This window comes from Flavonifractor sp. An10 (assembly GCF_002161215.1).
In the GTDB taxonomy this organism is placed as follows: domain Bacteria; phylum Bacillota; class Clostridia; order Oscillospirales; family Oscillospiraceae; genus Flavonifractor; species Flavonifractor avistercoris.
In genome coordinates this window covers 239990-265029 of the sequence record NZ_NFMB01000007.1, presented here as the reverse complement: position 1 = coordinate 265029, position 25040 = coordinate 239990, and the positions used below count along the sequence as shown (strand labels likewise).

At 65.8% G+C, this 25040-nt stretch carries 26 protein-coding genes and 1 other annotated feature; of the genes, 24 read left to right on the top strand and 2 right to left on the bottom strand.

From position 1 onward, the window contains the following. The 18 genes from B5E42_RS14055 to B5E42_RS13970 form a co-directional block, all read left to right on the top strand. Positions 1 to 777, top strand: a 777-nt coding sequence (locus B5E42_RS14055) for a stage III sporulation protein AE (RefSeq protein WP_087240732.1), incomplete at its 5' end; no start/stop codon positions are given. 4 nt (positions 778 to 781) lie between these two features. Next, entirely contained in the window at positions 782 to 1273 is a 492-nt protein-coding gene (locus B5E42_RS14050; protein WP_087240730.1) for a stage III sporulation protein AF, read from the top strand. Beyond that, the gene (locus B5E42_RS14045) at positions 1270 to 1800 is read left to right on the top strand and encodes a stage III sporulation protein AG (protein ID WP_087240728.1); all 531 of its coding nucleotides are present in this window, start codon (positions 1270 to 1272) and stop codon (positions 1798 to 1800) included. Before B5E42_RS14050 ends, B5E42_RS14045 begins: the two co-directional genes overlap by 4 nt. A gap of 10 nt (positions 1801 to 1810) precedes the next feature. Continuing rightward, the gene (locus tag B5E42_RS14040; RefSeq protein WP_087240726.1) at positions 1811 to 2383 is read left to right on the top strand and encodes a SpoIIIAH-like family protein; all 573 of its coding nucleotides are present in this window, start codon (positions 1811 to 1813) and stop codon (positions 2381 to 2383) included. A 115-nt stretch (positions 2384 to 2498) separates the two neighbouring features. Further along, positions 2499 to 2888, top strand: coding sequence for an Asp23/Gls24 family envelope stress response protein (locus B5E42_RS14035; protein ID WP_087240724.1), 390 nt, complete (start codon positions 2499 to 2501; stop codon positions 2886 to 2888). A gap of 210 nt (positions 2889 to 3098) precedes the next feature. After that, positions 3099 to 3635: a transcription antitermination factor NusB gene (gene nusB, locus B5E42_RS14030; protein WP_242967149.1), complete on the top strand. Its 537-nt coding sequence runs from the start codon at positions 3099 to 3101 to the stop codon at positions 3633 to 3635. 2 nt (positions 3636 to 3637) lie between these two features. Further along, positions 3638 to 4567, top strand: a complete 930-nt coding sequence (locus B5E42_RS14025; protein ID WP_087240722.1) for an FGGY-family carbohydrate kinase — start codon at positions 3638 to 3640, stop codon at positions 4565 to 4567. Continuing rightward, a complete protein-coding gene (gene xseA / locus B5E42_RS14020; RefSeq protein WP_087240720.1) occupies positions 4564 to 5769 on the top strand; it encodes an exodeoxyribonuclease VII large subunit in 1206 nt (401 codons plus the stop codon). Before B5E42_RS14025 ends, xseA begins: the two co-directional genes overlap by 4 nt. A gap of 18 nt (positions 5770 to 5787) precedes the next feature. Further along, complete coding sequence (xseB, locus tag B5E42_RS14015) at positions 5788 to 6021, top strand: exodeoxyribonuclease VII small subunit (RefSeq protein ID WP_087240718.1); 234 nt, start codon at positions 5788 to 5790, stop codon at positions 6019 to 6021. Between the two features lie 3 nt (positions 6022 to 6024). Beyond that, on the top strand, positions 6025 to 6906 hold the full coding sequence (locus tag B5E42_RS14010; RefSeq protein ID WP_087240716.1) for a polyprenyl synthetase family protein: 882 nt from the start codon (positions 6025 to 6027) through the stop codon (positions 6904 to 6906). 13 nt (positions 6907 to 6919) lie between these two features. After that, the gene (locus B5E42_RS14005) at positions 6920 to 7381 is read left to right on the top strand and encodes a divergent PAP2 family protein (RefSeq protein ID WP_087240714.1); all 462 of its coding nucleotides are present in this window, start codon (positions 6920 to 6922) and stop codon (positions 7379 to 7381) included. Positions 7382 to 7445: 64 nt separating this feature from the next. Beyond that, on the top strand, positions 7446 to 9326 hold the full coding sequence (dxs, locus tag B5E42_RS14000) for a 1-deoxy-D-xylulose-5-phosphate synthase (protein WP_087240712.1): 1881 nt from the start codon (positions 7446 to 7448) through the stop codon (positions 9324 to 9326). Further along, entirely contained in the window at positions 9271 to 10089 is an 819-nt protein-coding gene (locus tag B5E42_RS13995; protein WP_087240710.1) for a TlyA family RNA methyltransferase, read from the top strand. Before dxs ends, B5E42_RS13995 begins: the two co-directional genes overlap by 56 nt. Beyond that, complete coding sequence (locus B5E42_RS13990) at positions 10086 to 10955, top strand: NAD(+)/NADH kinase (RefSeq protein ID WP_087240709.1); 870 nt, start codon at positions 10086 to 10088, stop codon at positions 10953 to 10955. Before B5E42_RS13995 ends, B5E42_RS13990 begins: the two co-directional genes overlap by 4 nt. Then, positions 10952 to 11404: an arginine repressor gene (locus B5E42_RS13985; protein WP_087240707.1), complete on the top strand. Its 453-nt coding sequence runs from the start codon at positions 10952 to 10954 to the stop codon at positions 11402 to 11404. The genes B5E42_RS13990 and B5E42_RS13985 overlap by 4 nt, the downstream gene beginning before the upstream one ends. A gap of 198 nt (positions 11405 to 11602) precedes the next feature. Next, positions 11603 to 13297, top strand: a complete 1695-nt coding sequence (recN, locus tag B5E42_RS13980; protein WP_087240705.1) for a DNA repair protein RecN — start codon at positions 11603 to 11605, stop codon at positions 13295 to 13297. 308 nt (positions 13298 to 13605) lie between these two features. Further along, positions 13606 to 13850 (top strand) — a binding site (T-box leader). Positions 13851 to 14004: 154 nt separating this feature from the next. Continuing rightward, positions 14005 to 15231, top strand: coding sequence for a tyrosine--tRNA ligase (gene tyrS / locus B5E42_RS13975; protein ID WP_087240703.1), 1227 nt, complete (start codon positions 14005 to 14007; stop codon positions 15229 to 15231). 140 nt (positions 15232 to 15371) lie between these two features. Beyond that, positions 15372 to 16583, top strand: a complete 1212-nt coding sequence (locus tag B5E42_RS13970) for an AI-2E family transporter (RefSeq protein WP_087240701.1) — start codon at positions 15372 to 15374, stop codon at positions 16581 to 16583. Between the two features lie 62 nt (positions 16584 to 16645). On the opposite strand, the gene dapA is transcribed toward B5E42_RS13970, so the two are convergent. Further along, on the bottom strand, positions 16646 to 17548 hold the full coding sequence (dapA, locus tag B5E42_RS13965; protein WP_087240699.1) for a 4-hydroxy-tetrahydrodipicolinate synthase: 903 nt from the start codon (positions 17546 to 17548) through the stop codon (positions 16646 to 16648). Between the two features lie 10 nt (positions 17549 to 17558). Beyond that, positions 17559 to 18644: an aspartate-semialdehyde dehydrogenase gene (gene asd, locus B5E42_RS13960; RefSeq protein ID WP_087240697.1), complete on the bottom strand. Its 1086-nt coding sequence runs from the start codon at positions 18642 to 18644 to the stop codon at positions 17559 to 17561. Between the two features lie 261 nt (positions 18645 to 18905). Here asd and B5E42_RS13955 point away from each other — a divergent pair, with 261 nt between their 5' ends. The 6 genes from B5E42_RS13955 to B5E42_RS13930 all read left to right on the top strand — a co-directional run bounded on the left by B5E42_RS13955 (position 18906) and on the right by B5E42_RS13930 (position 24824). Beyond that, entirely contained in the window at positions 18906 to 20606 is a 1701-nt protein-coding gene (locus B5E42_RS13955; RefSeq protein WP_087240695.1) for a SpoIID/LytB domain-containing protein, read from the top strand. After that, positions 20603 to 21628, top strand: coding sequence for a tRNA preQ1(34) S-adenosylmethionine ribosyltransferase-isomerase QueA (gene queA / locus B5E42_RS13950; protein ID WP_087240693.1), 1026 nt, complete (start codon positions 20603 to 20605; stop codon positions 21626 to 21628). Before B5E42_RS13955 ends, queA begins: the two co-directional genes overlap by 4 nt. 179 nt (positions 21629 to 21807) lie before the next feature. Next, positions 21808 to 22122 (top strand): thioredoxin, encoded by a 315-nt coding sequence (gene trxA, locus B5E42_RS13945; protein ID WP_087240691.1) that lies wholly within the window; start codon positions 21808 to 21810, stop codon positions 22120 to 22122. A gap of 18 nt (positions 22123 to 22140) precedes the next feature. Further along, the gene (gene trxB / locus B5E42_RS13940) at positions 22141 to 23082 is read left to right on the top strand and encodes a thioredoxin-disulfide reductase (protein WP_087240689.1); all 942 of its coding nucleotides are present in this window, start codon (positions 22141 to 22143) and stop codon (positions 23080 to 23082) included. Beyond that, complete coding sequence (locus tag B5E42_RS13935; RefSeq protein ID WP_087240687.1) at positions 23079 to 23495, top strand: Rrf2 family transcriptional regulator; 417 nt, start codon at positions 23079 to 23081, stop codon at positions 23493 to 23495. Before trxB ends, B5E42_RS13935 begins: the two co-directional genes overlap by 4 nt. 9 nt (positions 23496 to 23504) lie before the next feature. Further along, positions 23505 to 24824, top strand: coding sequence for a cytochrome c biogenesis protein/redoxin (locus B5E42_RS13930; protein WP_087240685.1), 1320 nt, complete (start codon positions 23505 to 23507; stop codon positions 24822 to 24824). Positions 24825 to 25040: the final 216 nt, after the last annotated feature.

Genomic DNA, 25040 nt, shown 5'->3' with positions numbered 1-25040 from the left:
GTGGACGTGGTGTCCATCGTGGGGGCCCTGGCGGTGGCGGCGGTGGCGGCGGCGGACGCCAACACCCTCATCGGCCTGGGCCGGGAGGCGCTGGACAACATGTCCACCTTCTCCAAGCTCCTGCTGCCCACCGTCACGGCGGCGGCCGCCGCCGCAGGCTCCCCCGGCGGGGCGGTGGCCCGGCAGCTGGCCACCATGCTGTTCTCCGACGTGCTCATCACCCTGATCACCCAGCTGCTGCTCCCCCTGGTGTACGCCTACATCGCCGCCTGCGTGGCCCACGCGGCGGTGGGCAACGAGGGGCTCAAGCGCATCGCGGGCACCCTGAAGTGGCTGGTGACGGCGGTGCTCACCACCGTGCTGGTGGTCTTCGTGGGCTACCTGACGGTGAGCGGGGTGATCGCCGGCACCACCGACGCGGTGACCGTCAAGGCGGCCAAGTTCACCATGTCCAGCCTGGTGCCGGTGGTGGGAGGCATCCTGTCCGACGCGGCGGAGACCGTGCTGGCCGGGGCGGGCATCCTGAAAAACGCGGTGGGGGTGTTCGGCATGCTGGCGGTGCTGGCCATGTGCGTGGGGCCCTTCCTCCAGCTGGGGATCCACTACCTGGCCTACAAGGCCGCCGCCGCCCTCAGCGCCACCGTGTCCGGCGGCCGGGTGGCCGGGCTCATCGACCAGCTGGGCGGGGCCTTCGGCCTGGTGCTGGGCATGACGGGCTCCTGCGCCCTGCTGCTGCTCATCTCCCTGGTGTCCGCCATCACGGCGGTGGTGAGGTGAGGCCATGCTGGAGCTGATTCGTCAATGGCTGCTGGGCATCACCGCCGCCGCCATGCTGGTGGCCCTGGCGGAGGCCCTGTGCCCCGACGGGAACATCCGGGGCATCCTCCGCCTCACCGGCGGGCTGGTGATGCTGGCGGCGGTGCTCAATCCCCTGCTGAAGCTGGACACCGAAGCGCTGGGCCGGGCCCTTACGGAGTATCGGCTGGATCTGAGCGCCTACAGCACGGAGCTGGAGGAGGAGAACGAAACTTTGATGAAGGACATCATAGAGGAGCAGTCCGCCGCATATATTCAGGACAAGGCGGCCGGGCTGGGCATCACCTGCCTGGCGGCCGTGGAGGCGGAAGGCGGGGGGGATTGGCCCGTGCCCACCGCCGTCACCATCACCGGGGCGCTGACGGCGGAGCAGCGGGAGGCGCTGACGCGCGCCATTGAGGCCGACTTCGCCATCCCGGCGGAGCGGCAGACGTACGAAAGCGGGGGCGAGGGATGAAAAGCAAGGAGCTGGGGGCGCTGGGGAAGGGCCTGCGCGCCCTGTGGGAGCGGAATAAGTTTGTGCTTCTGGTGATTGCGGCGGGGGCGGCGCTGCTCCTCCTGCCCGCCCTGCCGGGGGGTGGCGGAGCAGCCGGGGAGTCGGCCGCCGCGGCCGGGGAGGAGGCGGACGCCTTCCAGGTGGAGGCGCTGGAGAAGCGGATGGAGGAGGCCCTGTCCCGGATCACCGGGGTGGGGGAGGTGCGGGTGGTGCTCACCCTCCAGAGCAGCCCCAGGCGGATCCTGGCCCAGGACACCCAGAGCACGGTGGAGGCCGACTCCACCGACGCCGCCCTGACCACGGTGGTGCTCTCCGGCGGCGGGACGGAGGAGACCGTCACCCTCCAGCAGATTTCGCCCCAATATCAGGGGGCCCTTGTGGTATGCTCGGGGGGCGGGAACCCGTCCGTCCGGCTCCAGGTGGTGGAGGCGGTATCCGCGCTGACGGGACTCGGCGCGGATCACATATCAGTCTGTGAAGGAAAGTGAGGCAGCTAAGATGAAAGTGTGGAAGCGGAATGCGGTGGTGGCGGCGGTGGTGCTCTTTGTGTGCGCGGCGGTCTACCTGAACTGGACGTACCAGAGCGGGGAGACAGCCGACGCGGGCAAGACCCTGGGGGAGGCCGCCCTGGTGAACGGGCAGACGGACGACCCTCTGCTCTCGTCCACGGCCAGCCCGGCTCCGGAGGCATCCGCCACCCCGGCGCCCTCCGGCGGCGGCTACTTTGACTCGGCCCGGCTCAACCGCCAGCAGGCCAGGGACAGCGCCCTGACCATCCTGGAGGACGCCATGGCCAGCGAAAACGCCGACGAGGCCATGAAGGAGGCCAACGGCCAGGCCATCCAGACCATTGCCGGCTATACCGTCTCCGAGGCCCAGATCGAGAACCTGGTCACCGCCAAGGGGTATGCCGACTGCGTGGCCTTCATCAGCGACGAGAGCGTCAGCGTGGTGGTCTCCGCCCAGGAGGGCGGCCTCACCGACGCGGACGTGGCTAAGATCACCGAGATTGTCACCGACGAGACCGGCTATGAGGCCAGCCAGGTCAAGATCATCGAGGCCCAGGAATAGGCGGGGGCGGCTCCGGGCCGGCTGCGCCGGAAAAACCAGTTGTAATTTCTCTTTTTTGTGGTACAATGATCCCCAAGAGCACCAGAGCACGAAAGAAAAAAGGAGCGTGACCGGAATGGCTGACGGAAAGGAATATGTCTCCCGTCCTGACGAGCTGGGGAACATCCACATCTCCGAGGAGGTTCTGGCGGCGATTGCCGCTGCCGCCGCCACTGAGGTGGAGGGGGTCGGGAGCCTGGCCGCCAACCTGGGCAGCGACATTGCCGAGCTGCTGGGCGGCAAGAAGAACCTGTCCAAGGGCGTCCACATCACGGTGGAGGAGGAGAGCGTCCGGGTGGATGTCTCCATCCTGATCAAGTACGGCTATACCATCATCGACGTGGCCAAGGAGGTTCAGAACGCGGTATTCAGCGCCATCGAGAATACCAGCGGCCTGACGGTGGAGTGCGTCAATGTCCACGTGCTGGGCGTGACCTTTGACCGGGAGGCAAAGAAGCCCCAGTAAGCCAGCATTTCCAGCACCGGCGTGTGCCGCCAACGGCGCGCGCCGGTGTTTTGCGTGGAAAATACCCAAAGCCCGGGGCGCGCTGCGGTGCACCCCGGGCTTTTTGCCGATGTGTGGAATTTGCTCTTTCCTTTTTATGCAGCTTTGTTGTATAATGTAGCTACCTATGACGATAAGCTGCGGGAACTGTCCCGCCATGGAGGAGACATAATGACCAGAACTGCTGCCCGTGAGATCGCCGTCCACTTCGCCTTTGAGCTGGGCTTTACCGGCCAGACGGCGGAGGAGCTGCTGGCGGAGGCACTGACCAGAAAGACCTTTGCCCAGATCGGGGAGGAGGAGCCTCTCTACGCGGAATTTCCCAATGAACAACAGCGGGAGTATATCACCCGCCTGGTGAAAGGGGTGTATGAGCACGCCCCGGAGCTGGACGAGTATATCTCCAAGTACGCCATCGGCTGGAAGTTCTCCCGCCTCAACCGGGTGGCGGTGGCCATCATGCGGGTGGCCATGTATGAGATCCTGTATATGCAGGACATCCCCAACGCCGCCGCCATCAACGAGGCCGTGGAGATGACCAAGCACTACGAGGAGCCCGAGGTGGTCTCCTTTGTCAACGGCATCCTGGGCTCCTTTGTCCGGGGGGAGTGCGTGCCCGATCCGGTGGGCCCCATCGGCCGCCGGGCCGCGGAGGCTGCGGCGGAGCCGCAGGCCCCTGCCGGGGAGCCCGGGGAGGAGCAGGCGTGAGCATGCGCACCCTGGGCATCGACACCAGCAACTACACCACCTCGGCGGCGGTGTTTGACGGCCGGGACGGATACAACGCCGGCCGCCTGCTGGAGGTTCGCCCCGGCGAGCTGGGCCTGCGGCAGAGCGACGCCCTGTTCCAGCACGTGAAGCACCTGCCGGAGCGGTTTGCCGAGCTGCGCGCGGCCGGCTGGCTGGACGGCCTGGCCGCCGTGGGGGCCAGCACCCGTCCCCGGGCGGTGGAGGGCTCCTACATGCCCTGCTTCCTGGCGGGGGAGGGCCAGGGCCGCGCCCTGGCCGACGTGCTGGGGGTGCCCTTCTATGCCGTCTCCCACCAGCAGGGGCACATCGCCGCCGCCGCCTGGTCGGCGGGCCGCATGGAGCTGCTGGGCGGCCCCATGCTGGCCTGGCACCTGTCCGGCGGAACCACCGAGCTGCTGTATGTGGAGCCGGAGGGGTGGAACGTCCGGGCGGAGAAAATCGGCGGCACCAGCGATATCTCCGCCGGACAGCTCATTGACCGCACCGGCGTGCTGCTGGGCCTGGATTTCCCGGCGGGGAAGGCCCTGGACGCCCTGGCGGCGGAGAGCGGCCCGGTGTTCGGATTTTCTGTAAAGCTGAACGACCTTACATTCTCTCTCTCCGGCATGGAGAACAAGGTAAAGGCCCTGGCGGAGCAGGGGAAGCCCCCGGCGGAGATTGCCCGGTTTGCCCTGGAGACGGTGGCCTCGGCGGTGCGCCGGGCCACCGACGCGGCAAAGAAGCGCTGGCCCGGCCTGCCGGTGCTGTGCTCCGGCGGGGTGGCATCCAACCGGCTGCTGCGCGCGGTCATGGCCGACGCGGCCTTTGCCGAACCCCGCTACTCCACCGACAACGCCATGGGTGCGGCGATCCTGGCCCATCGGGCCCTGGAACAGGAGGGAGAGGCATGAACACCGCGCCCATCTACAGCGTCACCCAGGTCAACCAATATATCAAGGGCCTGCTGGATCGCGACGGAGCTCTGGCCGGCCTTTTTGTGCGGGGGGAGATCTCCAACTACAAGTGCTACCCCTCCGGCCACCACTACTTCTCCCTCAAGGACGCGGAGGGGGCCATCCGGTGCGTCATGTTCCGCCGGGAGGCCGCCAGCCTCCGGTTCCGGCCAGAGAACGGCATGAAGGTGGTGGCCTTCGGCCGGGTGACCGTGTTTCCCCGGGACGGCCAGTATCAGCTCTACTGCAGCCAGCTCACCCCCGACGGGGTGGGGGAGCTGCACATCGCCTTTGAGCAGCTCAAGGAGAAGCTGTACCGGGAGGGGCTGTTCGACCAGGCCCACAAGAAGCCCATTCCCCGGTTCCCCAAAAGGATCGCCCTCATCACCTCGGCGGCGGGGGCGGCGGTGCGGGACATGCTGCGCATACTGGGGGCCCGCTGGCCCCTGGCTGAGGCGGCGGTGATCCCGGTGCGGGTTCAGGGGGCGGAGGCCCCCGGGGAGCTGTGCGCCGCCATCGCCTGGGCCAACCGGCACCGCGTGGCGGATCTGATCATCACCGGCCGGGGCGGCGGCTCCATGGAGGATCTGTGGGCCTTCAACGACGAGGGGGTGGCCCGGGCCATCTACGCCTCGGAGATTCCGGTGATCTCCGCCGTGGGGCACGAGCCCGACGTGACCATCGCCGACTTTGTGGCCGATCTGCGGGCGGCCACCCCGTCCAATGCGGCGGAGCTGGCGGTGCCGGATCAGAACGAGATCTCCGCCTGGCTGGCCCAGACGGAGGGGCGCATGGCCCAGGCGGTGTTCCGCCGGCTGGAGCGTGCCCGCAAGGAGCTGGAGCAGGCCGGCCGCTGCCGGGCCCTCCGGGAGCCCATGAGCTACGTGGACGACAAGCGGATGCTGCTGGACTACCAGCGGGAGCGGCTGGCCCACGGCCTCACCGGCGCGCTGGGGCGGGAGAAGGAGCATTTCGCCCGGCTGGCGGCCTCCCTGGACGCCCTGAGCCCCCTGAAAGTGCTGGGGCGGGGCTACGCCATCCCGAAGCGGGAGGACGGCACGGTGCTCCGGTCGGCCAGAACTGCCAGGCCGGGCGACCGGCTGGCCCTCCGCCTGTGTGACGGAGAAATTTCCTGTGAAGTGATCAAACCTGTCAGATAGGGAAAGGATAAGACCAACATGGCGGAAAAGAAAATGACCTTCGAGCAGGCCATGGCCCGGCTGGAGGAGATTGTCAAGCTGCTGGAGCAGGGGGAGGCCCCCCTGGAGGACGCGCTCTCCCTCTTTGAGGAGGGTACCAAGCTGATGAAGAAGTGCTCCGCCCAGCTGGATCGGGCCGAGCAGAAGGTGACCAGGCTCCTGGCCGGGCCGGACGGCGCCCCGGTGGAGGAGCCCTTTCAGGGGGAGGGCTAGGCCATGGGGAAGCTGGAACGGCTGGACGCCCACCGGGCGCGGATGGAGGCGTGGCTCCGGAACTGCTTCCTGGAGCGGGAGCCCCGGGGAAACCTGTATGACGCCATGCGGTACAGCCTGCTGGCCGGGGGCAAGCGCCTGCGGCCGGTGCTGACGCTGGAGGCCTGCCGCCTGTGCGGCGGGGATGTGGAGGCGGCCCTTCCCTTTGCCGGTGCGGTGGAGATGGTGCACACCTACTCCCTGATCCACGACGACCTGCCCTGCATGGACGACGATGATCTCCGCAGGGGGCGGCCCACCAACCACAAGGTGTACGGCGAGGCCACGGCGGTGCTGGCTGGGGACGGCCTGCTCACCGCTGCCTTTGAGGCCATGCTGGCGCCGGGGCAGGCCCTTCCGCCGGAGCGGATTGTGCTGGCCGCCGGCATCCTGGCCCGGGCCGCCGGCGGCGCCGGCATGGTGGGCGGCCAGATCCTGGACATGGCTGGGGAGGAGCGCGCCCTCACCCTGGCCGAGGTGGAGGAGCTCCAGCGCCTCAAGACCGGCGCGCTGATCACGGCGGCCCTGGAGATGGGCTGGGCCGTGGCCGGCGGCACGGAGGAGCAGCGGGAGGCCCTGCGCCGCTATGGTGCCGCGCTGGGCCTGGCCTTCCAGATCCAGGACGACATCCTGGACGTGGTGGGGGACGAGGCCGCCCTGGGCAAGCCCATCGGCTCTGACGCCAGGAGCGGCAAGACCACCTTTGTCACCCTCAAGGGGGTGGACGGGTGCCGGGCGCTGGTGGCCCGGCTGACGGAACAGGCGGCCGAGGCCCTCGCGCCCTTCGGAGGCGAGGGCGCCGAGCTGCGGGCCCTGGCTGAGTCCCTGGCCGACCGGCAGACGTAAGGGGGGAGCGGATATGCGCAATGTAGTGGATTTCCTCACGGGAAATCTGATCCTGAATCTGTCCATCCTGGCCTGGGCCATGGCCCAGATCATCAAATTTGTCATCACGCTGATCACCAAGGGCAAGCTGGACTGGCGCCATATCCTCTCCAGCGGCGGCATGCCCAGCTCCCACTCTGCCTTTGTGTGCGCCTGCGCTGCCGCCATGGGGTACATGTACGGCTGGGCGTCCCCGGTGTTCACCGTGGCGGCGGTGGTGGCTATCGTGGTCATGTACGACGCCTCCAACGTCCGCCGGGCGGCGGGGGAGCAGGCCAAGATCCTCAACTATATTATGGAGCACTGGACGGAGATGAAGCCCGCGCTCTTCGGCAAGGAGCTGAAGGAGTTCCTGGGCCACACGCCGTTTCAGGTGCTGATGGGCGGCCTGCTGGGCATCGGCGTGGGCCTGCTGGGCGCCTGGCTCTGGTCATGATTCTGGTTCCGGGCCCCGCAGCGGGGCCGGGGGGTGAACAACTCTGAATTTCGATCTCGATCATATGCCCGAACAGCTGGGCGGCCTCAGCGACAGCGAGGCGGCGGAGCTGTGCCGCCGTCTGCGGGTGCGGCTCATCGACACCGTGTCCCGGACTGGGGGGCACCTGGCCTCCAGCCTGGGGGCGGTGGAGCTGATTGTGGCCATCCACCGTGTGTTCGACACGGGGCGGGACAGGCTGGTCTTTGACGTGGGGCACCAGTGCTATGCCCACAAGATCCTCACCGGCCGCAACGCCGCCATGGAGACCCTGCGCACCTTTGGGGGGATCGCCGGCTTCCCCAAGCCGGTGGAGAGCCCCAGCGACGCCTTTATCGCCGGCCACGCCTCCAACTCGGTATCGGTGGCCCTCGGCATGGCAAGGGCTAGAACTTTACAGAATGAAAATTATCAGGTGCTGACCCTGATCGGGGACGGGGCGCTCACCGGCGGCCTGGCCTATGAGGGCCTGTCGGATGCCGGCGACAGCGGGGAGCCGCTGATCGTCATCCTCAACGACAACGGCATGTCCATCACCCGGAGCGTGGGCGGCGTGGCGGAGCATCTGGCCCGCCAGCGGCTCAAGCCCCAGTATCTCCATTTCAAAAAGGGCTACCGGAAGGTGATGAGCGTCCTCCCCCTGGGCGGGCACATCTACAATGTGACCCACAAGGTCAAGACGGCCATCAAGGAGACCCTTCTGCCCTGCAGCCTGTTCGAGGACATGGGCTTTACCTATCTGGGGCCGGTGGACGGCCACGATGTGAAGCGCCTGACCCAGCTGCTCAGCTATGCCAGGGAGCTGAAGGGGCCTGTCCTGCTCCACGTCAGAACTGTAAAGGGGAAAGGCTATACGCCTGCGGAGCGCAACCCGGATCTCTTCCACGGGGTGGGCCGCTTCTGCGTGGAGACCGGGGAACTGGTACACCCGACCGCTCCGAACTTCTCCGCTGTGTTCGGGCAGGCCCTGTGCGAGTTGGCGGAGAAGGATCCCAAAATCTGCGCCATCACGGCGGCCATGCAGGGGGGCACGGGCCTGAACGGCTTTGCCCACCGTTTCCCGGAGCGGTTCTTTGACGTGGGCATCGCCGAGGGCCACGCGGCGGCCATGGCGGCCGGCATGGCCAAGCAGGGGATGACGCCGGTGTTTGCGGTGTACTCCACCTTTCTGCAGCGCAGCTATGATATGCTCCTCCACGATGTGGCCCTCCAGGGCCTCCATGTGGTGCTGGCGGTGGATCGGGCCGGCCTGGTGGGGGAGGACGGGGAGACCCACCACGGCCTCTTTGACCCGGCCTTCCTGGACACCATCCCCGGCATGACCGTCCTCTGTCCCGCCAGCTTCGCCGAGCTGCGGGACATGCTGAAGTATGCCGTCTATGAGGTGAAGGGCCCGGTGGCCATCCGCTACCCGCGGGGCGGGGAGGGGGCCTATCAGGACGGTGCTCCCCGGCATCCGGCGGTGCTGCTCCGGGAGGGGACGGATCTCACGCTGGCGGGCTGCGGCACACTGGTCAACGAGCTTCTGGACTGCGCCGACCGCCTGGCGGCGGACGGCATCCGGGCCGAGGTTGTGAAGCTGAATACCATTACACCACTTCCCCTGGAGCTGGTGGCCCGGTCTGTAAAAAAGACCGGGCGGCTGCTGGTAGCGGAGGAGAGCGCGGAGATGGGCGGCATCGGCCAGCGCATCGCCGCCGGGCTTCTGGCCGCCGGCATACCGGTGCAGGGGCTGGCCCTGGCCAGTACGGGCCGGGGCTTTGTGACCCACGGAACCATCCCCCAGCTGCGGCGGCTGTGCGGCCTGGACGGGGAGAGCTTGTATCATCGGGCACGGGAGGTCTGCGGACATGGCAAATCAGAAGAAACGTCTGGATGTGCTGCTGGTGGAGCGGGGACTGGCTGACAGCCGCCAGCGGGCCCAGGCGGTGATCATGAGCGGACAGGTCTATGTCCGGGAGCAGAAGGTGGACAAGGCGGGCGCCCAGATCGAGGCGGACGCCCCCATTGAGGTGCGGGGCCAGACCCTGGCCTATGTGAGCCGGGGCGGGCTGAAGCTGGAGAAGGCCCTGAAGACCTTTACCGGCATCGATCTGCGGGGCGCCCGCGCCATTGACGCCGGGGCCTCCACCGGGGGCTTCACCGACTGCATGCTCCAGAACGGGGCGGAGAAGGTATACGCGGTGGACGTGGGCTACGGCCAGCTGGCCTGGAGCCTGCGCAGCGATCCCCGGGTGGTGTGCATGGAGCGCACCAACGTGCGCTATCTGACGCCGGAGCAGATCCCGGAGCCCCTGGACTTCGGCACGGTGGACGTGTCCTTCATCTCCCTGAAGCTGATTCTCCCCGCCCTGCGCACCCTCCTCAAGCCGGAGGGGCAGCTGGTGTGCCTGGTAAAGCCCCAGTTTGAAGCGGGCCGGGAGAAGGTGGGCAAGAAGGGAGTCGTCCGGGATCCGGCGGTTCACCGGGAGGTGCTGGAGCAGTTCCTGATCAACGCCGCCGAGGCGGATTTTACTGTAAAGGAAATGACCTTTTCACCAATTCGGGGGCCGGAGGGCAATATCGAATATCTGGGACACCTGACCGTGGGGGCCGGCGCACCCTGGGCCGGCGATGTGGCCGCCCTGGTGGAGTCCTCCCACGGGGCCCTGGAAGGAGCCGGAGCATGAAAGTAGTACTCAGTCCAAACCCCTATCGGGACAGGGGGCTGCGGGCGGCCCAGGCCGCGGAGAAGATCCTGCGCAACGTGGGGGTGGAGACCGCCATGTGCCTGCCCTTTTCTGTGGAGGGAGGGGGCACGGAGCTCCCCAGGCACATCACCCTCAAGAACACCCAGGAGGAGCTGAAAACGGCGGACATGCTGGTGTGCTTCGGCGGGGACGGCACCATTCTCCACGCCGCCAAGGACGCCAACGCCTTCGGCGTGCCCATCCTGGGGGTCAACCTGGGCAGCGTGGGCTTCATGGCCGAGCTGGAGCAGAGCGAGCTGTCCATGCTCTCCAAGCTGGCGGCGGGGAAGTACACCATCGAGTCCCGCATGATGCTGGATGTGGCGGTGCGCCGGGACGGCAAGGTGATTTTCAGCGATATCGCCCTCAACGACGCGGTTCTGACCAAAGGGGCCGTGGCCCGGGTGCTGGAGCTGGAGGTCTATGCCGACAAGGCGCTCATGGTGCGCTTTTCCGCCGACGGGGTGATTGTGGCCACCCCCACCGGTTCCACGGCCTACTCCATGTCTGCGGGCGGGCCCATTGTGGAGCCCACGGCGGAGAACATGATCGTCACCCCCATCTGCCCCCACGCCCTGTCGGCCCGCTCTGTCATCCTGGGCCGGGAGCGGGTGGTGTCCCTGAAAATGGGGCGGCTGACCCGCAAGACCGCCTATCTCTCGGTGGACGGAGGCAAGGCCTTCCGCCTCAGCGGGGGGGACACCGTGGAGCTGCGGGTCTCCAAGTCCAAAACCCGGCTGGTGCGGGTGACGGGACGGAGCTTCTATGATATTCTAAGTCAAAAATTGGGAGGAGCGAAGGCATGAAGGCAAAGCGTCAGCAGGAGATCCTGCGCATCATTGAGGAGCAGGACGTGGACACCCAGGATCAGCTCCTGGCGGAGCTGCGGGCCCGAGGGGTTCAGTCCACCCAGGCCACCATTTCCCGGGACATCAAGGAGCTGCACCTGGTGAAGGAGCTCACCGGCTACGGCACCTACCGCTATGCGGTGTCGGAGCGCAAGGCGTCGCTGAACTTTGCCGGCCGCCTGCGTACCATCTTCAAGGAGGGGGTCACCTCCTTCGACCTTGCCCAGAACATCGTGGTGCTCAAGACCATGCCGGGGCTGGCCTCGGCGGCCTGCGCCGCCATCGACGGCATGGACATCAACGGCCTGGTGGGAAGCCTGGCGGGGGATGACACCGCCCTGCTGATCATGCGCACCAATGAGGACGCCCAGGCCTTCTGCAATGAGATCCACACCATGCTGAAATAAGTCAAAAAAGCTGCGGAGCCGCTTTTTTGAGAAAGCTACGGCCCCCGCGCGCAAGGTTTGGCCGCCATGGGCGGCCAAACCTCACACTTGTGGGCCGAGAAGTGTTTTCAGCCACGCGCATGTCGCGGCTGAAAACGGATTTTCATTTGATTCCTGCGGCTGCGGCCGCAGGAACTCTGCGAGGCTGGTGAAAAGCATATGCTCTCTCTGCTTCATATCGAAAATATCGCGGTGATCGAGTCGGCGGACATCCAGTTCGACAGCGGCTTCAACGCCCTCACCGGCGAGACCGGCGCGGGCAAGTCCATCGTGGTGGACGCCATCGGGGCCATCACCGGGGAGCGCACCAGCCGGGAACTGATCCGCACCGGCGCCAAGTCCGCCCAGGTCAGCGCCGTGTTCACCGGCCTGCCCGATCTGGACTGGTTCCGGGAGAACGGCATGGGGCCGGACGAGGACGGGAACCTGCTGCTCCAGCGGGAGATCCAGCCCGACGGGAAGAATGTGTGCCGCCTGGGCGGCCGGCCCATCACCGTGGCCCAGCTGCGCCAGCTGGGGCGGCAGCTGCTGAATATCCACGGCCAGCACGACGGGCAGCAGCTGCTGGACGAGCGGTGCCATCTGGACTACTTGGACGGATTCGGCGGCACGGCGACCCTCCAGGCCCGGTTCCGGGAGGCCTATGACAAGCTGTCCGCCATCCACAAGGAGATGGCAGCCCTGCGGATGGACGAGGCGGAGAAGGCCCGCCGCATTGACAGCCTGGAGTTCCAGATCAACGAGCTGAAGCGGGCGGAGCTGAAGGCTGGGGAGGAGGAGGCCCTCACCGAGCGGCGCAGTCTGCTGCGCAATGCAGGCAAGCTGATCGAGGCGGTGGAGGGGGCCCATCTGGCCCTCTCCGGCGACGAGGAGCGGGAGGGGGCTGCCGACCTGATCGGCCAGGCGGAGGGTGCCCTCCACGCCGCGGCCCGGCTCAGCGGACAGGCGGCGGCGCTGGCGGAGAGGCTGGCGGAGCTGTCCGCCCTGGCGGACGACGTGTCCGAGCAGGTGCGGGAGCTGCGGGACAGCCTGGACTTCGAGCCCGGTGAGCTGGACGAGCTCGAGAGCCGGCTGGACGTGCTCCACCGGCTGAAAAAGAAGTACGGCAGCACGGTGGAGGACATGCTGTCCTATCTGGAGCGCTGCAAAAAGGAGCTGGATGAGATCCAGTTTGCCGACGACACCATTGCCCGGCTGGAGAAGGAGCAGGCCAAGGCTCTGGCGGAGGCGAAAAAGCGGGGCGAGGCCCTGAGCCAGGCCCGCCAAAAGGCGGCCAGGGCTCTGGAGGGCCGCATCCAGGACGAGCTGGCCCAGCTGGACATGCCCAAGGTGCGCTTCCGGGCGGAGTTTTCCCCCAAGGCGGGGGAGTACGCCATGGACGAGACCGGCATGGACGAGGTGCAGTTTCTCATGTCCGCCAACGTGGGGGAGGATTTGAAGCCCATCCAGAAGATCGCCTCCGGCGGTGAGCTGGCCCGCATCATGCTGGCGCTGAAAAACGTGCTGGCGGAGAACGACCAGGTGGGCACCCTGGTGTTTGACGAGGTGGACACCGGCGTGTCCGGCCGGGCGGCCCAGAAGGTGGCGGAGAAGCTGGCCGGGGTGGCCCGCACCAAGCAGGTGCTGTGCGTCACCCATCTGCCCCAGCTGGCCGCCATGGCGGATGTCCACTTCTCGGTGGAGAAGGGGGAGAGGAACGGCCGTACCTTCACCCGGGTGGAGCGGCTGAGCCGGGAGCGGCGGATGGAGGAGCTGGCCCGCCTCACCTCCGGCGACCACATCACCGACGCCACCCGTCGGGCGGCGGGGGAACTGCTGGACAGCGCGGAGCAGTTCAAGGAGAACAGGAGATAACTGCACAAAAGTTTTGTTTTGTGAAGTTCGGGCCGTCGATAAACCCTCCAGCCGAAGGATTCGGAGGGAAGGATAGTGTGAAAGGCTGCCCCACAGGGCGTTTCGGAGCGCAACCGCCGCAATGCGGCGGCACTTGGCGCGGAGATGAACCGTCAGGGTTCCCTTTCGCGTTGGATCAAACAACTTTTTGAAACTTTTTTGCAGTTTCAAAAAGTTCGGCAGCGTGTCGAAAAGACTTTTTCGACACGCTGGTTGAAGATTTCCCGCTTGACAAACGCCTCCGCCCGTACTATAATCCAACCCAATAGGAAACTGCGATGACAGGGAGAAGTACCAGTCCGCGTCCCGCCCAGAGAGCCCCCGGTTTGGTGAGAGGGGGAGGGGACAGGCCGGGAAATACACCCTGGAGCAGCCGCCCGAACCACGCTTGTGTGCAGTAGGGCTGTGTCGGGTGCGCCCGTTATCGCGCCGGGGTGTGATGGCACCCCATGAGGCCGCTTTCGCGAGGGAGCGGCGAACCAGAGGTGGTACCGCGTAGCTTTACGCCCTCTGTCCGCGAGGACAGGGGGCGTTTTCTCATTCAAAAGGCTGATAGCCTTTTGAATGAGGCTAGACTTTATTCCGCCGCCACAGGCGGCGAAACTCTGCGAGGCCTCTGTACGAATCAACCATTGATAAAATGAGACACAGGAAAAGGAGACAGACCAATGACCATCTACGAAGAACTGCAAGCCCGGGGCCTGATCGCCCAGGTCACCGACGAGGAGGAGATCAAGGAACTGATCAACAACGGCAAGGCCACCTTCTATATCGGCTTTGACCCCACCGCCGACTCCCTCCACGTGGGCCACTTCATGGCCCTGATGCTGATGCGCCGCCTCCAGAAGGCGGGCAACCGCCCCATCGCCCTCATCGGCGGCGGCACCGGCATGGTGGGCGACCCCTCCGGCCGCACCGACATGCGCTCCATGATGACGGTGGAGACCATCCAGCACAACTGCGACTGCTTCAAGAAGCAGATGAGCAAGTTCATCGACTTTTCGGAGGGCAAGGCCCTGATGCTCAACAACGCCGACTGGCTGATGAACCTGAACTATATCGAGCTCCTCCGGGAGGTGGGCGCCTGCTTCTCGGTGAACAACATGCTGCGGGCCGAGTGCTACAAGCAGCGCATGGAGAAGGGCCTGTCCTTCCTGGAGTTCAACTATATGATCATGCAGTCCTACGACTTCTACCACATGTTCCAGACCGTGGGCTGCAACCTCCAGTGCGGCGGCGACGACCAGTGGTCTAATATGCTGGGCGGCACCGAGCTGATCCGCCGCAAGCTGGGCAAGGACGCCTACGCCATGACCATCACCCTGCTGCTCACCTCCGAGGGCAAGAAGATGGGCAAGACCCAGGCCGGCGCCGTGTGGCTGGATCCGGAGAAGACCAGCCCCTATGACTTCTACCAGTACTGGCGCAACGTGGACGACGCCGACGTGCTCAAGTGCCTGCGGATGCTCACCGACCTGCCCCTGGAGCAGATCGACGAGATGGACAAGTGGGAGGGGGCCCAGCTCAACCAGGCCAAGGAGATCCTGGCCTTTGAGCTGACCAAGCTGGTGCACTCCGAGGAGGAGGCCCGGAAGGCCCAGGACGCGGCCCGTGCCCTGTTCTCTCAGGGCGGCGACCGCTCCAACATGCCCACCACCGCCCTGGCCGCCGGTGATCTCACCGACGGGGCCGTCGGCGTGCTGGATCTCATGCTCAAGTGCGGCCTGGTGCCCTCCAAGAAGGAGGCCCGCCGCCTCATCGAGCAGGGCGGCGTGGAGCTGGACGGGGTAAAGGTCACCGACGTGGCCGCCTCTGTCACCGCGGAGCAGCTCTCCGGCGAGGGCGTGACCATCAAGAAGGGCAAGAAGGTGTTCCACCGGGCGGTTCTGAACTGAGCGGGCAAACGCGGCCTATATTTCATCCATACCGGGCGGGGAGCTGATTTACGGCTTCCCGCCCGGCTGTTTTGGTTGCGGAACGCGGGCAGTCATGGTACAATTTGAACAGAGACAAGGGGTGAAAGGAGACGGGCACTTTGGACGAAAAAAACAAGCGCAGCGAGAAAAAGTGGAAGTGGTATGTCCTGGAGCGGAAATCCGTATCGCTCCTGATTGTACTCCTGATCGCCATTCTGTTCTATGTGGGGCTGAACCATGTGGACGTCATCGCGGTGCGCGTGCGCATGTTCACCAATGTGCTGATGCCCTTCATTGCCGGCTTTGCCATCGCCTACCTGCTCAACACCCCCATGTGCTTTTTTGAGCGCCGGGTATTCAAGCGGTACAAGCACAGGCGGGGCCTGTCCATCCTGACGGTCTATCTGCTGGCCCTGGCCATTGTGGTGATCCTCCTCAATCTGATCATCCCCCAGGTGGCCCAGAGCGTGATCGACCTGGCCACCAACATGCAGGGCTATCTCAACAGCCTGGACAAGCTGGTGCAGGAGCTCATCGTGCAGTTCGATCTGGACGCCGAGGGGGTCAACGGCCTGTTGGGCTCCTATCAGGATCTGATCCAGTCGGCCACACAGCGGGTGTCCGAGGCCCTGCCCCAGCTGCTGGGCTTCGGTTACGCTGTGGGCACGGGCGTGGTGTCCGGCATCACCGCGGTGATCTCCTCCATCTATATGCTGGCGGGAAAGGGGCGGCTGGTGCCCCAGCTGAAGAAGCTGATCTACGCCATCCTCGCCAAGCCCCGGGCCGACTGGCTCCTGGATGTGTGCAGCCGGGCCAACCGGATTTTTGTGGGCTTCATCAACGGCAAGCTCATCGACTCGGCCATTATCGGTGTGCTGTGCTTCATCCTCTGCCTGATTGTCCGCATACCCTACCCCATGCTCATCAGCGTGGTGGTGGGCGTCACCAATATCATCCCGTTTTTCGGGCCCATCATCGGCGCCATCCCCTGCCTGATGATCCTGGTGATCGTGGATCCCTGGGCTGCGCTGCGGTTCTTCGTCCTGGTCATCGGCCTGCAGCAGTTTGACGGCAACATCCTGGGCCCCAAGATCCTGGGCGACAGCACCGGCCTGTCCGCCATCTGGGTGCTGGTGTCCATCGTGGTGTGCGGCGGGCTGTTTGGCTTCCCAGGCATGGTGCTGGGCGTGCCCACCTTCGCGGTGCTGTACACCCTGGTGCGTGACTGGGCCAACAGCCGCCTGCGGCGGAAGGGCCTGGATGGAAACGGCAGACCCCTCCCGGGCACCGGCCGCCAGCCGGAGGACTCGGAGGAGGAGCACACTCCGTAAAAAGTTCATCACAACAGAGGGGCGCGAAGCCATGGCTTCGCGCCCCTCTGTTTCTGTCTAAATTATGCCGCGGGCTTTTGGAGCAGCCCTGCCTCCTCCATGGCCTTTCGGAGCACCTCCCGGTGGCTGTCGGAGAGCGCACACAGGGGCAGGCGGAGGGAACCTGCGTCCCAGCCGGCCAGGTTCAGGGCCGCCTTGATGGGGATGGGGTTGACCTCGATAAAGAGGGCGTCCATGAGGGCCTGATACCGGAGCTGGAGGTGGGCGGCCTCCTGGAAATCTCCCTCCAGGCACAGATGGGACATGCGCACCATGGCCTCAGGCGCCAGGTTGGCCGCCACTGAGACCACCCCTTCCGCCCCCAGGCTCATCATGGGCACCACCTGGTCGTCATTGCCCGACCAGATATGGAAGTCCGGCCCGCAGAGGGCGCGGGTATGGGAGAGCAGGGAGAAATTCCCACTGGCCTCCTTGACGCCGTTGATGTTGGGGTGCTGAGAGAGAACTTGGTAGGTCTCGGCGGTGAAGGACACGCCGGTGCGGGAGGGCACGTTGTAGAGGAGAATGGGCACCTCCACCCGGTCTGCAATCGTGGTATAGTGCTGAATGAGCCCGTCCTGGGTGGCCTTGTTGTAATAGGGGGTGACCAGGAGCAGGGCGTCCGCCCCCGCGTCCTGGGCATGCCGGGACAGCCGGAGGGCGGCGGCGGTGTCGTTGCTCCCCGCGCCGGCGATCACCCTGGCCCGGCCGTTCACCCGCCTGACACAGGCCTTCACCAGCCTGATGTGCTCCCGGACAGAGAGGGTGGCGGACTCGCCGGTGGTGCCGCAGACGCAGACGGCGTCCACGCCGCCCTCCAGCTGCCGGTCAATCAGGCGGGCGAACTGGTCATAGTTGACGGCGCCGCTGTGGGTAAAGGGGGTGACCAGGGCGGTACAGGCCCCGGTAAAGACGGGCTCTCTCATGGAAATGGGCTTACCTCCTTACGATGTAGCCCTCCGCGCACAGCAGTTCAGCCAGAAGTACCGCGCCGCCGGCCGCGCCGCGGAGGGTGTTGTGGGACAGGCAGACGAACTTGTAGTCGTACTGCGTGTCGGGACGCAGGCGGCCGATGGAGACCGCCATGCCGCCCTCGGACATCCGATCCAGCCGGGTCTGGGGGCGGTCGGGCTCCTCAAAGTAGTGGAGGAACTGCTTGGGGGCGGAGGGGAGCTCCAGCTCCTGAGCCCGGCCCTGGAAGCCGGCCCAGCGGGCCTTGATCTCGTCCATGGCGGGCTTGTTCCGCAGGCGCATGAATACCGCCGCCATGTGGCCGTTGGACACGGGCACCCGCAGGCACTGGGCGGTGATGGAGGGAGAATCGGCGTTGACGATCACGCCGTTCTCCACCCGGCCCCACAGCTTCAGGGGCTCCTGCTCGCTCTTCTCCTCCTCGCCGCCGATGTAGGGGATCACGTTGTCCACCATGTCCGGCCAGGTTGCAAAGGTCTTACCGGCGCCGGAGATGGCCTGATAGGTGCACACCAGCACCTGCTCCAGCCCGAACTCCCGCAGGGGATGCAGGGCGGGGACATAGCTCTGGAGGGAGCAGTTGGACTTGACGGCGATGAAGCCCCGCTGCACGCCCAGACGCTTCCGCTGAGCCTCGATGACCCGGATGTGCTCGGGGTTGATCTCGGGCACCACCATGGGCACGTCGGGCGTCCAGCGGTGGGCGGAGTTGTTGGAGACCACGGGGCACTCGTGCTTGGCATAGGCCTCCTCCAGGGCCTGGATCTCCTCCTTCTTCATATCCACGGCGGAGAACACGAAGTCCACCCGGGCGGCGATCTCCTCGATGTCGGTCTCGGCGTTGTACACCACCATGCCTTTGGCCGCCTCGGGCATGGGCACATCCAGGGCCCAGCGGGCGCCGATGGCCTCCTCGTAGGTCTTGCCGGCGGAGCGGGCGCTGGCCGCGATGGCGGTCAGCTCAAACCAGGGGTGGTTCTCCAGCAGGGTGACAAACCGCTGCCCCACCATGCCGGTGCCGCCGATGACGCCAACTCTGTACTTTTCCATAACCAATACCTCCATCGTCATAGTATCCTATTCCAAACACCGGTTGGTGTGCGTGGAATCCAGCGGATTTCCCGGGAAACCGCAAATCCGCGGTTTACAGAACAGCCGGTTCTGTACTATAATGTCAAAGACGGCTGTATTCTGCCGGTATCCGTCCGGCGCGGGCCGCGGCCCCGTCTGATACGGATACTGCCCAGTTTGAAAAATTGTACCACAGGGAAAAGCGGCGTGTCAACGAAAGCGAGCTGAGAATTTCACCAAATGAAGGGTAAAACATGCGGAAAAATGGTTCGTGCCGCGGTGCTCTCCGCGGCCCTGCTGGCCGGGGCCCTGCCTCTGAGCGCCCGGGCGGCGTCGGTGGAGGCCGATCCCACCATCCGGGTGGGCCTGTACTACGGCAGCAGCGCCCTGGCCGGCGCCAACCTGGCCAACGAGGTGGGGGAGGGCTACCGCTTCGGCTATTTTGATGAGGACAGGGCGTTCCAGGAGCTGGGCTACACCTATGAGAGCGCCGTCTCCATGGTCAAGACTCAGAATGTCTGGTACGGCACCGGGGTGGACTGGAACGGCTCGGGCTACTACGACAGCCAGACCTCCGACATCGCCTTGGGCTGCTGGCATCTGGAGCTGCCCGGCACCTACCGCAGCTTTGAGGAGGCGGCGGACGAGGCCGCCCGGTACGAGGGCGGCTTCCCGGCGTGGATTGACGGGGTGTACACCGTACGGGTGGGGGCCTATCTGGATCAGGACGAGGCCCTGGATGCCCAGGCGTCCCTGGGCCTTTCGTCGGCCAGTGTGGCGGGCACCTCCGGCGCGGGGGTTTCTGTGGTGCGCACGGGGACGAATGAGATCCTGTTCCAGTTCGACAGCACCCAGGGGCTGTATCTGGCGGTAAACCCGGGCCAGAGCGACCGGGAGGAGGCTCAGACCCATTTCCGGGGCAGCCTCTATTTCGGGGCCTTCGAGTACCGGCGGAGCGGCGGGGACATCACCGTGGTCAACGTGCTGTCCATGGACGACTATATCCAGGGGGTCATCCTGCAGGAGATGAGCGCCTCCTGGCCGCTGGAGGCGCTGAAGGCCCAGGCGGTGTGCGCCCGCAGCTACGCCTGGGGCACTCTTCAGGCCAGCAAGCACCAGGGCGACGGCTTCGATCTGTGCAATGCCGTCCACTGCCAGGCGTACAAAGGCGTGGCCGAGATGAGCGACAACAGCCGCCGGGCGGTGGAGGAGACCAGCGGGGAGTACCTGTGGTATAACGGCCAGGTGGCCGAGCAGGCGGTTTACTCCTCCCACAACGGCGGAGCCAGCGAGAGCGCCGTCAACGTCTGGGGCAACGACTACCCCTATCTGACCGGAAAAATCGACCCCTATGAGACGGCGGTGGCGGACAGGATCTCCAACTACAACTGGACGGTCACCTTCACCGGCGAAGAGCTGGCGGAGAAGGTGGGTGCCTCCGCCGACATCGTCAGCTTCCAGATCACCGAGACCAGCGCCACCGGAAACACCATTGAGATCACCCTCACCGACGCCAACGGCAAGCAGTATGTGGAGTCGGGGGACGACTGCCGCACGGTGCTGGGCCTGCGCTCCATCCGCTACACCGTCAACGGCGGCGGCTCCGCCTCCGGCGGCTATACCATCAACGGAACCGGCACCCTGTCCACCCTGAACGGGGCTTATGCCGTCAACAGTGACGGCGACGTGAGCGCCCTGACCGACGGGCAGGCCTATGTCATCACCGGCGGCGGCTCCACCGCGCTGCTGGAGCCAAGCGCCGGCGGCAGCTCGTCCGCCTCCGTCGGTTCCGGTGACGGCACGTTTACCATCACCGGCTCCGGCTGGGGCCACAGCGTGGGCCTGAGCCAGTGGGGCGCCTACGCCATGGCCCAGCAGGGCTATACATATGAGGACATCCTCACCTTCTACTACACTGGAATCGAGGTGCGCACACCATAAAGACCGCTGATTTTGACTTTTACCTGCCCGAGGAGCTCATCGCCCAGACGCCGCTGGAGCGGCGGGACGCCTCCCGGCTCATGGTGCTGGACAAGGAGACCGGCGCCACCCGGCACCTGCATTTCTATGACCTGCCCACCCTGCTCCGTCCGGGGGACTGCCTGGTGCTCAACGACTCCCGGGTGCTGCCCGCCCGGCTGATCGGCCATCGGGAGCCCGGCGGCGGCGCGGTGGAGGTGCTGCTGCTCATCGACCGGGGGAACAAGACCTGGGAGTGCCTGGTGCGCCCCGGACGCAAGCTGAAGCCCGGCGCCCGCGTGTCCTTCGGGAACGGGGAGCTGAAGGCCGAGGTGGTGGAGGTGTGCGAGGGGGGCAACCGGCTGGTGCGCTTTGAGTACGAGGGCATCTTCCTGGAGACCCTGGAGCGGCTGGGCAAGATGCCCCTGCCGCCCTACATCAAGGCGGAGCTGCAGGATCCCGAGCGCTATCAGACCGTCTACTCCCGGGAGGCGGGCTCTGCCGCCGCCCCCACCGCCGGACTCCACTTCACCCCGGAGCTGCTGGAGCAGGTGCGGGCCATGGGGGTGAAAACCTGCTTTGTCACCCTCCACGTGGGCCTGGGCACCTTCCGCCCGGTGAAGGAGGAGGAGATCACCGACCACGACATGCACTCGGAGTACTGCATGATCTCCGCCGAGACCGCTGAGACCATCAACCAGACCAAGCGGGAAGGGGGGCGGGTGATCTGCGTGGGCACCACCTCCTGCCGCACCATCGAGAGCTGGGCGGCGGAGGACGGCACCCTGAAGGAGAGCGCCGGGTGGACAAAGATCTTCATCTATCCCGGCTACCGCTTCAAGGTGCTGGACGGCCTGATCACCAACTTCCACCTGCCGGAGTCCACGCTGATCATGCTGGTGTCCGCCCTGGCCGGGCGGGAGCACGTCCTGGCCGCCTACAACGAGGCGGTGGAGCAGAAGTACCGCTTTTTCTCCTTCGGAGACGCCATGTTCATCTCCTGAACCCCCTGCGGGGCGCGATGCAGACGCGCCCCGCAGATTTTTTTGATCCCCCTTGACAAAACAACAGTGTTTTGGTATGATTTAGCTGTAAACTGTAACTAAAAAAATTACAAATAGAATAACAGGCCTCCGCCGGCGGCATCCTAAGGCCGGCGGCAGGCCGGGAAAGGAAGATTGCTATGACCCCTGTGACGATTACCAAGGAGAATTTCGCGGAGCTGGTGGAGCGGGCGGAGAAGCCCGTGCTGGTGGACTTCTGGGCGCCCTGGTGCGTCTACTGCCGCCGCATCGGCCCCGCCGTCGACCAGATCGCCCAGCAGTACGACGGACAGCTCGTGGTGGGCAAGGTCAACATTGACGAGCAGCCCGAGCTGGAGGAGCGGTTCCAGGTGGACACCATCCCCACGCTGCTGCTGTTCCGGAACGGCCAGGCGGGGGAGCCCCTGATAGCTCCCGGCTCCAAGGCCCAGATTGTGGACTGGGCCGGCCTGTAAGCGGGGAGGGAAGTCGGTATGAGCACAGCCCATTACGACGTGGCGGTGATCGGCGGCGGCCCCGGCGGGTACACCGCCGCCCTCTACTGCGCCCGCAGCGGCCGGTCGGTGGTGGTGCTGGAGAAGCTGTCCGCCGGCGGCCAGATGGCCACCACCGACCAGGTGGACAACTACCCCGGCTTTGACGAGGGGATCAACGGCTTTGAGCTGGCGGAGCGGATGGAGCGGCAGGCGCAGCGCTTCGGCGCGGCCACCGTCTATGCCGAGGTGACCGGCGTGGAGCTGTCCGCCTGCCCCAAGCGGATCGAGAGCTCCGAGGGGGAGTTCACCGCCGACGCGGTGATCCTGGCCACCGGCGCCTCTCCGAGGGAGCTGGGCCTGCCTGGGGAGGGCGCCCTCAGGGGCCGGGGGGTGGCCTACTGCGCCACCTGCGACGGCATGTTCTTCAAGGGCAAAACAGTGGCGGTGGCCGGCGGCGGCAACACGGCGGTGGAGGACGCCCTCTATCTGTCCAGACTGTGCAAAAAGGTCTGGCTGATCCACCGGCGGGATCGGCTGCGGGCCTCTGCGGTGTACCACCGGGCCCTGGAGGAACAGGGGGTGGAGATCATCTGGAACACCCGGATTACCGCCCTGCGCAGGGAGAAACGCCTGACGGGGCTGGAGTTGGAGGATGTGAACACCGGCGCCCGGCGGGAGCTGGAGTGCGACGGCCTGTTTGTGGCCGTGGGCCGGGTGCCGGACACCGCCCTCTTCGCCGGGCAGGTGGACATGGACGGGGCCGGCTATGTGGCGGCGGACGAGTCCACCCGCACCAGCGTCCCCGGCGTGTTCGCGGTGGGGGACGTGCGCACCAAGGCGGTGCGGCAGATTGTCACCGCCGCCGCCGACGGGGCCGTGGCGGCCCACTACGCGGAGGAGTATCTCCTCTCCTTGGCGGAGGGGGAGGGAAGCGCATGAACAGCGCGTTCTGCCTGGCGGTTCACGCCCTGGTGTACCTGCACCACCGGGGGGAGCTGGTGTCCAGCGAGGAGCTGGCCCGGAACATCTGCACCAATCCGGCCCGGGTGCGCAAGGTGATGGCGGGCCTGAAAAAGGCCGGGCTGGTGGAGACCCGGGAGGGGAGCGAGGGGGGCTACCGCTTTGCGGGGGAGCCGGAATCCCTCACCCTGGATCGGGTGGCGGCGGCAGTGGATGCCCGCTTTGTGGCCGCCCGCTGGCGCAGCGGCAGCTTGGATCAGCCCTGCCTGGTGGCCTCCGGCATGGCGGACGTGATGGACGGCCTGCTGGGGGAGATGGACGACCGCTGCCGCGCCTATCTTTCCACCGTTACCCTGGCGGAGCTCGACCGCCGTCTAAAACTTGTTAAGTAGGAGATGACCATGGGACTTACACTGGAGACCAGCGTACCCGTACTTACCGTGCTGATACAGGGGCTTCTCAGCTTTTTCTCCCCCTGTGTGCTGCCCCTGGTGCCCCTGTATGTGGGCTACCTGGCCGGGGGCGCCAAGACCGTGGATGACCAGGGCAATATCCGTTACCCCCGGGGCAGGGTGCTGGTGAACACCATCTTCTTTGTGGTGGGGGTCAGCTTTGCCTTCTTCCTGCTGGGGTTCGGCTTCACCGCCCTGGGCACCTTCTTCACCAGGAATCAGACCTGGTTTGCCCGCATCAGCGGCATCATCATGATTCTCTTCGGCCTGTACCAGTTCGGCCTGTTCGGCCGCTCCCGGGCCCTGGAGAATGAGCACCGCCTGCCCTTCCGGCTGGATCGCTGGGCCATGAATCCCCTGGTGGCCCTGGTGCTGGGCTTCACCTTCAGCTTTGCCTGGACGCCCTGCGTGGGCCCCACCCTGGGCAGCGTGCTGCTGATGGCCTCCTCCTCCGGCAGCGCGGCCAGAGGCTTCCTGCTCATCGGGGTGTACACCGTGGGCTTCGTGGTGCCCTTCCTGGCGGTGGGCCTGTTCACCGGCACGGTGCTGGACTTCTTCAAGCGCCACCAGAAGGTGGTGCGCTACACCGTGAAGGTGGGGGCGGCCCTGCTGGTGCTCATGGGCGTCATGACCCTCACCGGCTTCATGAACGGCATCACCAGCTACCTGTCCAGCGCGGCGGGCAGCGGCGTGAGCAACCAGCCCCAGACGGAGGAGAGCGCGGCCCCCGCGCCGTCTGAGGCTCCGGTATCTGAAACCCCGGTGCCGGAGGAGAGCCCGGCGGCGAGTGAGCGGCCGGTGATCCCCGCCCCCGACTTTACCCTGGTGGATCAGTACGGGGAGACCCACACCCTGTCCGACTACGCGGGCAAGACGGTGTTCCTCAACTTCTGGGCCACCTGGTGCGGCCCCTGCAAGAGCGAGATGCCGGAGATCCAGGCCCTCTATGAGAAGTACGGGGAGAACCAGGGGGATCTGATCGTCCTGGGGGTGGCCAACCCCAAGACCGAGGACGCGCCCTATAACCAGGACGTGACCCAGGCGGAGGTGGAGCAGTTCCTGGAGGACAATGGCTACACCTTCCCGGTGGTGATGGACACCACGGGCGAGATTTTCTATTACTACGGCATCACCGCCTTCCCCACCACCTTCATGATCGGCGCCGACGGCAACGTGTTCGGCTATGTGCCCGGGGCCCTCACCGGCGACATCATGGAGTCCATCGTCCAGCAGACCATGGACGGCGTGGCAGAGCAGGAGACGGAATAGATGGAAAACGAGGTGCGCCCAGCAGGGCGCACCTCGTTTGGGGCTGTCGAGAAACCCTCCCGCCAAAGGATTCGGAGGGAAGGATAGTGTGAAAGGGAACCGTCAGGGTTCCCTTTCACGTTAGATCAAACAACTTTTTGAAACTTTTTTGAAGTTTCAAAAAGTTCAGCAGCCTGTCGAAAAGACTTTTTCGACAGGCTGAAACAAGGTGCGCCC